Here is a 2,363-nt window from a genome sequence, read left to right on the forward strand (position 1 = left end):
TTAGAATATTTAAGCAGTCTGAAGAAAAGTTAAAGTACAAATATAATAATACAAAATCAATATATGGAGAAACCAAAATACCTAAGACTAAATTACCAACTATGAAAGAGGGGATTGTGATACTGGATAACAATAAAGGAATGGATGGCTTAGACGAAGTAGCGATCGGAAACAAACAAGATGATAGTATTGAGCGTGGTATTTCTAATACATCTACTGACTCAGGGTATAGTGATAGAACATTTTATGGTTCAGAATATATATTGATAGATGTGATGCGAAATATGTATCTACGCAAGATGCTTGAAGCTACAGATCATATTATGAATGAGCTGGATCAATTAAAAACAGCATCACTTAATAGTGCTGATTTATATAAAGAATATTATACATTGAGTCGTGCAAACCCAAATACTACAGAAAATGAAGGTAAAGCGGCCATAAGTTTTATCTCTGTCCAATTAGCAATGGATAAGCAAATACAACGAATATTAGAGTTTAATGCACATCTAAAGCCGGAAGATTTTACGTCATTGCAGAAAGAAGTCGCTGATTTTAAAGAGGCATCAGATAAGGTAATGTTTACACAAGGTCCTGAGGTCGTAATAAATAATTATAAAAAACGGCAAGTTACTCAAGAGTTGATAATTACATTATTAAATGACTTTAAAAGTATAGAGTCATTTATAAGTGACGAGCTTATTAAAGTAGCTCAAAATAATAATGGTCAAATAACGCATACGCCAGACTTTAGAGCAGCACGTGCTTCACTTCTATCAGCAAGTGCTAGCAATGAAGAGAATCAAGGAAAAGCGGTGATAAGTTTAGAGGAGACTATACGGGGAATAAGTAAAAAGTTAGACAAAACATTAACTGAGAACAAGGATTTATTATTAGAGGGTAAGCTTATAGCGTTTAAGAAGCAGGTGAAGCAGTTGCAGGACACTCTGACTACTCAAATATATACTAAGCAAGGAGTAATGGAATTAATAGAAAAGCGTTCCATTGCTAGACTATTTGACAAAGTTTTTATTATGTCTTTAGACGATAATAAAAAGCCAATCCCGATTCATCCTAAAATACGTAAAGATTTTACAGAGCAAATGACACCATATATTCATATGCCTAAGGAATTAATGCAAGGCATATTAAGAAAAGATGATGTATCTCAATTAGAGCAGGCAATAAACGGCGAGATAGTCACGCGTTTTACCAAAGACGGTGATGGTAAAACATGGGGTATTTTAGATGAGGATAAAATTACTGCGATTAATATTGTACAAGCTATTAGCATGACCAATCAATTGCTTAAAACTGCGTATAAGCTTGGTATAGCTTCAGAGCAACAACGCATAAGTAACCCGAATATATTATCACCAAAAGTACTACATGGCAAGCATACACAGAACGAGATGAATAGGCGTAATAATCGAGTAAATAATGTACAGCAACTAAGCAAGTAATATTTTATAGAAAGTTCGAGCATTCAGTACAAAGCTGATAAAACCACTACAATTATTTAAGTAAAAAAATAGGAACATAAAACAATGAGTAGAAAAGAAAGTAAGAAAAATAAATTAAATGATTTTCATAAAGCACAACTAGAGAACCATAAGGAGATATTTGCGAGCGTTGAGCCTATTATAACGCAGGATGGTAAGGCTCAAGGACATCAGAATGATATTAAGGAAAAGAAAGAAAGTAAGATTAGGCGAGTTCTTTCTAAATTATTTAGAGTGTCGCATAAGAGCAATAAAAAAATAGTTGCAGCTAAAAGTAGTAAGCTAGATCAAAATAATAATCTAGAGGTTTACGATGCTATAGAAGCAAAGATTAAACAGATGAATTCAGCTGAGATATTACAATTTTTAAATAGAGATGAAATACAACAATCGGGGGGCAGTGATAAGGGTAATGTTAAGGTTAATAGTGTTAATATTGAAGAACAGATAAAGAATATGGATTCAAAACAGATACTAGAGTTTTTAAATCGAGATAGCTTAGAGGGGTCTAAAAACTATAGCTTAGAAAGTAGTAAGATTCAGGATAAGCAAGATACGGCGATAGATGTAGAGAATAAAATTAAAAATATGAATTCAGCTGAGATATTACAGTTTTTAAATACAGATGATTTATCGAATAAAAAAATAGTTGGGGCAAATGAGCTCACAATGCAAGGTAAAGTAGCTGTAGAAAATAAATCCGCTGTATCTTGGGTTTCGACTACCACGCAAAGTAAGAGTAATCAAGACAGAGGCAGATAAATAATCAGTATTCTCGGTAATAATCATGAATAGCACTAATAGAGTTAAACGTGGCAGATTTATAACATTAGAAGGTGTAGATGGCAGTGGTAAATCCAC

At 33.0% G+C, this 2,363-nt stretch carries 2 protein-coding genes; both read left to right on the forward strand.

Annotation, left to right across the window (positions count from 1 at the left end; translation table 11 throughout):
- On the forward strand, nucleotides 1–1,463 hold a 1,463-nt coding region (locus tag KYQ89_RS03920), incomplete at its 5' end, for a hypothetical protein (protein WP_218460498.1).
- A gap of 84 nt (nucleotides 1,464–1,547) precedes the next feature.
- Nucleotides 1,548–2,264, forward strand: coding sequence for a hypothetical protein (locus KYQ89_RS03925; RefSeq protein WP_218460499.1), 717 nt, complete (start codon nucleotides 1,548–1,550; stop codon nucleotides 2,262–2,264).
- Nucleotides 2,265–2,363 lie beyond the last annotated feature (99 nt).

It is taken from the genome of Rickettsia sp. TH2014 (assembly GCF_019249195.1).
Taxonomy (GTDB): Bacteria; Pseudomonadota; Alphaproteobacteria; order Rickettsiales; family Rickettsiaceae; genus Rickettsia; species Rickettsia felis.